A 7,205-nucleotide genomic window follows, 5' to 3' on the forward strand; every position below is an offset into this window, starting at 1 on the left:
CCGCTCTCCTCGGAGGGCGGGGCCGTCGTCGTGCTGCGCTCGTGGCGCCGGGGGGGGCCGTCAGCCGCGCAGGCCCTGCCGCAGCTCGGAGAGCGCCTCGGACAGGCTGACGCGCGGCGCCCAGCCCCACGCCCGGGCGCGGTCGGTGACGAGCTGGCCGGTCCACTCGGGCTCGTCCGTCCACTCCGGCTCGACGCCGACCGCCTCGCCGACGGTGCCGAGGTAGTCGCGCCAGGTGGCGGGCTCGCCGGCGACGAGGACGGGCGTCGTCGCGCCCTCGAGGGGGCCGCGCCCAGGGTCGTCGGACGTCGCGACCGCGCCGGTGGCGACGTCGGCCACGAGGTCGGCGAGGTCGTGCACGTGGACCCACGACCACGTCTTCGCCGGGTTGGCCGAGCGGTCGCCGCCGTCGCGGACGTCGGCCGGCCGCAGCGTGTTCCACACCGACGACTCACCGGCGCCCATGATCGCCGGCGGGCGCACGAGCACCGTCGTCATCCCGCCGACCTCCGCGAGGGCGCGGTCGGTGGCGTTCTTCGTGTCCGGGTAGTCACCGCTGCCCTCGGGCAGCAGAGGGCCGTCCTCCGCGACGTCGCCGACGCCGGCCGACCGGTCGTAGACCCCGGCCGTCGAGAGGTGGACGAAGCGCGCCACGCCGGCGTCCTTCGCCGCCCGGGCGAGGACGGGCGTGCCCTCGACGGCGACCTCGTGCTGCACCTCCCGCGGCGAGCCCATGGGGTGGACGGTCGTGACGACGGCGTCGGCTCCCCGGACGACGTCGCGGGCGAAGCCCTCGTCGGCGAAGTCGCCCACGTGCTCCTCGACGCCTTCGAGCACCGGCGCGGCGCCCTCTCGACGGACGACGGCGCGCACGAGCGCCGACCGCTCGCGCAGCGCGCGACAGACCGCCTCCCCCACGAGACCGTTGGCGCCGGTCACCACGACGACGGGGGCCTGCGCCCCGGTGCTGTCAGCCATGCGCACCACCCTGCCAGCGCGCCGCGGAGGCGGCGCGGCGTGCTCCGGCACGCCCACCGCCCTTGGTCGTCGAGTCCGACGTCCCGCGCCGAGTCCGACGTCCCACAGGTCGGGGACGGCGGACCACCGGCGCGACGTCGGACTCGAGGCACGACGTCGGACTCGAGGCGAGCGCGCCACCCGCCCGGGCCACGACGGCGACGGTCAGCGGGCGCCGAGCAGCCCGGCCAGCTGCCGCAGCAGCTCCTCCGGCCGGGCCAGGACCCTCGCGTCGACCTGGAGCACCGTCCACCCGAGGGCCCGCAGGCGGTTGTGGCGGGCGAGGTCTCGGCTGTGCTGGCGCGCCTCGCGGTGGTGCCCGCCGTCGTACTCGACGGCCACGCGGGCGGAGGGCCAGGCGAGGTCCAGGCGGGCGACGAAGCGTCCGGCGTCGTCGTGCACCTCGTGCTGCGGCACAGGAGCCGGCAGGCCGGCGTCCTCGAGCACGAGCCGCAGGGCCGTCTCCTGCGGCGACTCGGCCGCGGGCACCAGCCGCTGCGCGCGCCGGCGGGCCAGCGCCACACCGCGGTCGCCGCGCTGGCGGTCCAGCTGGGCGAGCACCTCGTCGACGCCGACGCCGCACCGGTGCGCCAGGGCCTCCGCCGCGCAGAGCGCCCGCGGCATCGGCAGCGTCCGCAGCAGGTCGACGGCGGTGCGCACGGGCGAGGTCGCCGGGCCCCACCGGGTCTCGACGACGTCGCCCGCCGGAAGAGCGCACTGCTGGACGACGACGAGGGGCGGCCGCGAGCGCGGCGCCGGCCGTGCCGCCAGCACGAGGACCGGCTCGTCGTCACGGACCTCCGGGACGCCGTGCGCCCACGCCGCCGACAGCCCGCCGAGCACGCCCCGTCCCCGCAGGGCCCGCAGCGCGCCGAGGACGCGGGTGCCGTGGTCGTCCGGCGTTCCCGCCGTCACGTGGACGCCGCGCACGACCTGCCGGAAGCCGGACCCGGCCAGCTGCGCCGTCGTCACGTGCTCCAGCAGCTCCTGCCTCCGCAGCGGGACGCCGACGAGGCGCTGCGGGACGGCGGGGCGGCTCACGGGAGCACTGTGCGGCAGTCCGGCGGCGTCTCGCCGGGCCCCTGTGGACGACGACCGCCGCCGAGCGCGCGAGTCCGACGTCCTGCCTCGAGTCCGACGCTGCGGGGGTAGAGGGAGGCTCCGGAAGCGTCCGTCGTCGGACTCGGTGTGCGACGTCGGACTCGGCGCGGGAACGGGCCCGGTGCTCCTCGGGCCGTGGCGCTCACACCAGCAGCCGCACCAGCGCCGCCGTCCCGGCCGCGACGGCGACGACGAGCAGGAACGGCGCGCGCAGCAGCGCGGCGACGAGCCCCGCACCCACGCCCGCCACCCGCGGGTCGAGCACGAGGGCGCGGCCGTCACCGACGGTCTGCGTCGCGACGAGCGCCGCCAGCAGCACGACCGGCAGGGCTCCCGTCACGCGCTGCACCCGCGGGGAGGCCAGCACGCTCTCGGGCAGCAGGCCTCCGGCGAGCTTGCACAGGTAGCAGCCGAGGGCGCCGAGGAGGACGGCGAGCCAGGTCATCGCGCGCTCCCCTCGGAGCGTGGCGGACGACGTCGGCCCGGCAGGCACAGCCCGACGACGAGCGCGACGGCCCCGACGCCGAGCACGGGCAGCCCGCCGGGCAGCAGCGGGGTGAGGACGAGCGCCAGCGCGCCGGCGCCGAGGGCGAGCCCCACGTCACCGCGGCCGCGCAGCAGCGGCAGGAGGAGGGCGACGAAGGCCGCCGGGGCCGCGACGTCCAGCCCGAGCGCGGTGGGGTCGCCGAGTGCGTCCGCGCCGAGCGCTCCGGCGAGCGTGGCGGCGTTCCAGAACGTGAAGACGGCGACGCCCGTGGCCCAGAACGCCCAGCGGGCCGTGCCCGGGTCACGGCGGCCGAGCGCCATCGCGGCTGACTCGTCGATCGTCAGGTGCGCGGCGAGGAGCCGCAGCGGGCCGCGCACCCGCAGCAGTGACGCGAGCCGCAGCCCGTAGAGGCCGTTGCGGGTGCCGAGCAGGGTCGCCGTCGCCGCGGCCCCCAGCGCCGAGCCTCCGGCCCCGAGCACGCCGACGAGCGCGAACTGGCTGGCGCCCGTGAACATCAGCGCCGAGAGCGCCACGGCCTGCCCGGCGGACAGGCCCGCCGCTACCGCGAGGGCGCCGAAGGAGACGCCGTAGGCGCCCGTCGCGAGGCCGACACCCAGGGCGTCGCGGACGACGCCGCGGGGTGGGCCGGCCGCCTCGCCGGTGGCCGTGCCCGCACCCCGGGGGACGCCGTCCGCCGGCTCAGGGGCGCCGACCGCTCCGCGCGTCTGCTCGTCGGTCACCCGCGCACCGTAGGGCGGCGCGGCGGTGCCCCGAGGAGGGCTCCGCGCCGGCCCGCGCCGTCCGTGGTCCCCGCCGGTGGGCGCAGGACCACGGACGACGGCGCGGTCGGCGTCAGCGCGCCGGGATGGACAGCGTCAGCGCGTAGCCGGTCGGGCCGGCGTCGCTCTGCACGTCGAGGGAGTACGTGCCCGAGGAGGGCAGCCGGACCGTGGCGCTCGACTGGTCCTGCGTCATCCCCGTGTGCAGCGGGGAGCCGTCGGGCGCGACGAGCGACCACGTGGCCCCACCCGTGTCGCTGGAGAAGCGCACGGTCGCCTCCTGGCCGGCGCGGGCCCCGAAGGAGTAGGCGTCGAGCTCCCCCTGCGAGGGGGAGACAGCGCCCCGGACGGTGCGCGAGGTGCCACCGGGAGCGAAGCGGATCGGCTGGGGGATCGTCAGGTCGAGCTCGTAGCTGCCGGCCGTGGCGCTGTGGACGTCGAGGACGTAGTCGCCCGTGCGCGGCAGGGCGACGGTCGCGTCCTCCTGCTGCTCGGTGGCGCCCGTGTGCAGGGGGCTGCCGTCGGGGCCGACGAGCGTCCAGTAGCTGTCCGCCGGGCCCTCGAAGTGGACGACGGCCGCCTGGCCGGCGCGGGCGCCGAAGACGTGCGCGTCCTCGCCGCCGGCGGCGACCTGGCCCGTCACGGGGGCGCTCGTCGCGCCGGCGGAGAAGGCGACCCGCGACGGCCCGCTCGCGGCCTGGGCCGCGGCGGTGGTGCCGCCGAGGGCGGCGAGGGCGACGGCGACCGCGGCGACGGTGCGACGACCGGCGCGGTGACGGACGGGGGTGGCGGGCTTCTGGGTGGTGGGCTCCTGGGTGGTGCGCATGGGGGTGACCTCCGGTCGAGCACCTCCCCGGCGGGGAGGGAGCCGCTGTCTGCGACCCGCTCTCGACGCTAGGCAGCGCGTGCGGCGGGGCCGTGGCGCCCGCGTCCCCGTCCGGGCACGTGGTGTCACCACTTCGACACACGCGCAGGACGTCTCGGGACGGACGGCGCGGAGCGGGCGCAGCACGGAGGCAGGGCGTCGGGGGCGGTCCTATCGTCCGGAACATGCGCCGCTCCCGCTCCCGCGCCCTGCCGGTCCTCGCCGTGACGGCGGCCCTCGCGCTCGCCGGCTGCTCCTTCCAGGGCGGCGTCGACGAGGACGACTCCGGGCCGACGCCGGCGACGAGCGCGACGACGGCGCCCGCCGACCCCTCGCCCAGCGGGACGCCCAGCACGGCCCCCACGGACGACGCCACCCCGCAGTCCGCGACGACCAGCCCCGACGCGTCCGCCTCGGCGCCGTCCGAGACGACACCCTCCGGCACCGACGAGCCGGCGGCGGGGGGCTCCGGCTCCTCGGACGGCTCCGCCTCGAGCGGGTCCGGCTCGGACGCCGGGTCCGACGGGGCGTCCGGAGGAGCCGCGCCCGCCCCGACGGCCACGAGCGGTGGTGCAGACGCCGGCGCGGGCGCGGGCGGCGGCTCGGCCAGCGGTGACGGCTCGGCGAGCGGAGGTTCCGCTGGGGCGGCCGGTGGCGGCTCGAGCAGCGACGGACTGCAGGAGATCCGCTTCCCGGCCGGGCAGACGTCGACGACCGTCCGCGGCCAGGCGCCGGCCCGCCAGGGACCGCAGTACGTCTTCGCCGCGTCGGCGGGCCAGGAGGCGTCCGTCAGCATCACCTCGGACGGCGACGCGGTGGGCTTCGACCTCGTCGCGCCCGACGGCACCCCGCTGAAGACGACGATGAGCAGCGCCACGAGCGGCTCGTGGACCCTGCCGGCGGACGGCGACTACGTCGTCGGCCTCGCCACTGCCGATGCCGGTATCCCCTACGCGCTGACGCTGACGATCCGGTGAGGGACGATCCGGTGAGGCGGGGGCGATGACGACGGTGCTGCTCGCGGACGACGAGGACGCGATCACCGACAACCTGGCGCCGTTCCTGCGGCGCAGCGGGCTGGAGGTCGTCGTCGCCCGGGACGGCGAGGAAGCGCTGCGGCGGGTGGGGACGTCGTCGCCCGACCTCCTCGTCCTCGACGTGCTCATGCCCGGGCTGGACGGGCGCGAGGTCCTCCGGCGGGTGCGGCGCGAGCACGCGGACCTGCCGATCATCCTGCTGACGCAGGTGGGCGAGTCCGCGGAGCGGGCGATGGCGCTCGAGGAGGGCGCCGACGACTACCTCAACAAGCCCTTCGACCCCCACGAGCTCGTGGCACGCATCCGCGCCGTGCTGCGCCGAGGCGGCTCCGGCGGCGGAGCCCCGCTCGCCGCGGCGCACCGCCTGCGCAGCGGCGACGTCGTCCTCGACCGCGTGTCGGGGCGGGTGACCCGCGCCGGCGCCGAGGTCGTCCTCACCCCCCGCGCGACGTCGCTGCTCTCCTACCTCATGACCCACCCCGACGAGCTGATGACGCGGGAGCGGCTCCTCGAGGCCGTCTGGGGCTGGACGTACCAGACGAGCACGCGCACGGTCGACACCCGCGTGGCCGAGCTCCGTCGCGTGCTCGAAGGGCCGCCCCCGGGCGTCGCGCCCGCGGGGGCGCGCGACGGGGAGGCGGCGTCCCTCATCACGACGGTGCCCGGCATCGGCTACCGCTTCAGCGCCCGCGTGACGACGGCGTGACGCGACGCCGCACCCGGGCGCTCCTCGCCCTCGCGCTGGCGCCCCTCGCGCTGGGTGCCGTCGTCCGACTTCTGACCGCCGTGGGCACGGTGCCCGACGAGCGCCTGGACGTCAGCGCTCTCGCGGGGGACTGGGTCCTGGCTCTGGGCGCTCTGGTGTCGGTGCTGGCCGTCCTCGCCGTCCTGCTCGGGCGCGGCGCCGCGGCCCGTGTGCACCGGGAGGCCGACGCCCGCGTCGCGGCGGCGGAGGAGGCGGCCGCGGAGGGCCGACGCCTGCTGCTGTCCCGGCTGGACCACGAGCTGAAGAACCCGCTGATGGCGATGCGCGCCGCGGTGGCCAACGTGGCCGCCGACGACGCCGTCACCGCCGACCCGGGGACGGGCGCGGGGCTGCGGAGCATCGACCAGCAGGTCGTGCGCCTGAGCCGCCTCACCGCGGACCTGCGGAAGATCGCCGACGTCGAGCTCCGGGGCGTCGACCGACGACCCGTCGACCTCGCGGCCGTCCTGCTCGACGCCGTCGAGGCGGTGCGCGACCAGGGCGGCGCCGAAGGGCGTGACGTGCGCGTGAGCCTCCCCCGGGCGCCGTGGCCGCTGCCGGCGGTGGACGGCGACGAGGACCTCCTCGGGCTCGCCGTGGCGAACCTCGTCGACAACGCGGTGAAGTACACGCCGGCGGGCGGGACGATCGAGGTCCGCGCGCGCGACCAGGCGGGGCGCGTGCTCGTCGAGGTGGCCGACACGGGTCCCGGGATCGCCGCAGAGGACCTGCCCCACGTGTGGGAGGAGCTGTTCCGCAGCCCCGCCGTGCGCGGGGTGCCGGGGAGCGGGCTCGGACTGCCCCTGGTCCGCGCCGTCGCGGAGGCCCACGGAGGGACGGCGACCGCCGAGAGCCGCGTCGGTCGCGGCACCGTGGTGCGGCTCGACCTCCCGAGCAGCCGGGCCGAGACGACGGCGTCCTGACCCAGCGGGGTCCTCAGTCGGCAGGCGCCTGAGCCGACGGCACCCTCGCCTCCACTGACACCAGGCCCCGCCGAGCACTGCCGGTCGATCTGGATCTGGACATGCGAAAGGGCCACCCCCCACAAGGGGGGTGGCCCTTCCTAAGTGAAGTCCGGCGGCGACCTACTCTCCCACGCAGTCCCCCACGCAGTACCATCGGCGCGAACGGGCTTAGCTTCCGGGTTCGGAATGGGACCGGGCGTTTCCCCGAC

The 7,205-nt window shown here is 77.5% G+C and carries 8 protein-coding genes and 1 rRNA gene; 3 read left to right on the forward strand and 6 right to left on the reverse strand.

The features are described 5' to 3' along the window. Positions 1 to 60: 60 nt before the first annotated feature. From HLB09_RS00610 to HLB09_RS00630, 5 genes are all read right to left on the reverse strand, one after another. Positions 61 to 978, reverse strand: a complete 918-nt coding sequence (locus HLB09_RS00610; protein WP_171201470.1) for an NAD-dependent epimerase/dehydratase family protein — start codon at positions 976 to 978, stop codon at positions 61 to 63. Positions 979 to 1,182: 204 nt separating this feature from the next. Further along, entirely contained in the window at positions 1,183 to 2,058 is an 876-nt protein-coding gene (locus HLB09_RS19635; RefSeq protein WP_171201471.1) for a DUF559 domain-containing protein, read from the reverse strand. 202 nt (positions 2,059 to 2,260) lie between these two features. Beyond that, on the reverse strand, positions 2,261 to 2,563 hold the full coding sequence (locus HLB09_RS00620; protein ID WP_171201472.1) for an AzlD domain-containing protein: 303 nt from the start codon (positions 2,561 to 2,563) through the stop codon (positions 2,261 to 2,263). Continuing rightward, positions 2,560 to 3,345 carry an AzlC family ABC transporter permease gene (locus HLB09_RS00625; RefSeq protein WP_171201473.1) on the reverse strand — a complete coding sequence of 262 codons (786 nt, stop codon included), beginning with the start codon at positions 3,343 to 3,345 and terminating at the stop codon, positions 2,560 to 2,562. Before HLB09_RS00625 ends, HLB09_RS00620 begins: the two co-directional genes overlap by 4 nt. Positions 3,346 to 3,457: 112 nt before the next feature. Then, positions 3,458 to 4,210: a hypothetical protein gene (locus tag HLB09_RS00630; RefSeq protein ID WP_171201474.1), complete on the reverse strand. Its 753-nt coding sequence runs from the start codon at positions 4,208 to 4,210 to the stop codon at positions 3,458 to 3,460. A gap of 224 nt (positions 4,211 to 4,434) precedes the next feature. Here HLB09_RS00630 and HLB09_RS00635 point away from each other — a divergent pair, with 224 nt between their 5' ends. From HLB09_RS00635 to HLB09_RS00645, 3 genes are read left to right on the forward strand one after another with little or no spacing between them, the layout of a single operon-like run. Continuing rightward, positions 4,435 to 5,226 (forward strand): hypothetical protein, encoded by a 792-nt coding sequence (locus HLB09_RS00635; protein ID WP_171201475.1) that lies wholly within the window; start codon positions 4,435 to 4,437, stop codon positions 5,224 to 5,226. A 25-nt stretch (positions 5,227 to 5,251) separates the two neighbouring features. Continuing rightward, positions 5,252 to 5,992 carry a response regulator transcription factor gene (locus HLB09_RS00640; protein ID WP_171201476.1) on the forward strand — a complete coding sequence of 247 codons (741 nt, stop codon included), beginning with the start codon at positions 5,252 to 5,254 and terminating at the stop codon, positions 5,990 to 5,992. Beyond that, a complete protein-coding gene (locus tag HLB09_RS00645; protein WP_171201477.1) occupies positions 5,989 to 6,954 on the forward strand; it encodes a sensor histidine kinase in 966 nt (321 codons plus the stop codon). The genes HLB09_RS00640 and HLB09_RS00645 overlap by 4 nt, the downstream gene beginning before the upstream one ends. A gap of 149 nt (positions 6,955 to 7,103) precedes the next feature. Here the strand turns inward: HLB09_RS00645 and rrf are convergent. Next, a 5S ribosomal RNA gene (rrf, locus tag HLB09_RS00650) occupies positions 7,104 to 7,205 on the reverse strand; the annotation flags it as partial.

Origin of the sequence: Pseudokineococcus marinus (assembly GCF_013004605.1) — a bacterium.
GTDB classification, from domain to species: domain Bacteria; phylum Actinomycetota; class Actinomycetes; order Actinomycetales; family Quadrisphaeraceae; genus Pseudokineococcus; species Pseudokineococcus marinus.

What these genes read in the sequence shown, in the direction of transcription:
- HLB09_RS00610 (WP_171201470.1), bottom strand. Translation starts at nt 978, where the DNA reads ATGGCTGACAGCACCGGGGCGCAGGCCCCCGTCGTCGTGGTGACCGGC.
- HLB09_RS00620 (WP_171201472.1), bottom strand. Translation starts at nt 2,563, where the DNA reads ATGACCTGGCTCGCCGTCCTCCTCGGCGCCCTCGGCTGCTACCTGTGC.
- HLB09_RS00630 (WP_171201474.1), bottom strand. Translation starts at nt 4,210, where the DNA reads ATGCGCACCACCCAGGAGCCCACCACCCAGAAGCCCGCCACCCCCGTC.
- HLB09_RS00635 (WP_171201475.1), top strand. Translation starts at nt 4,435, where the DNA reads ATGCGCCGCTCCCGCTCCCGCGCCCTGCCGGTCCTCGCCGTGACGGCG.
- HLB09_RS00640 (WP_171201476.1), top strand. Translation starts at nt 5,252, where the DNA reads ATGACGACGGTGCTGCTCGCGGACGACGAGGACGCGATCACCGACAAC.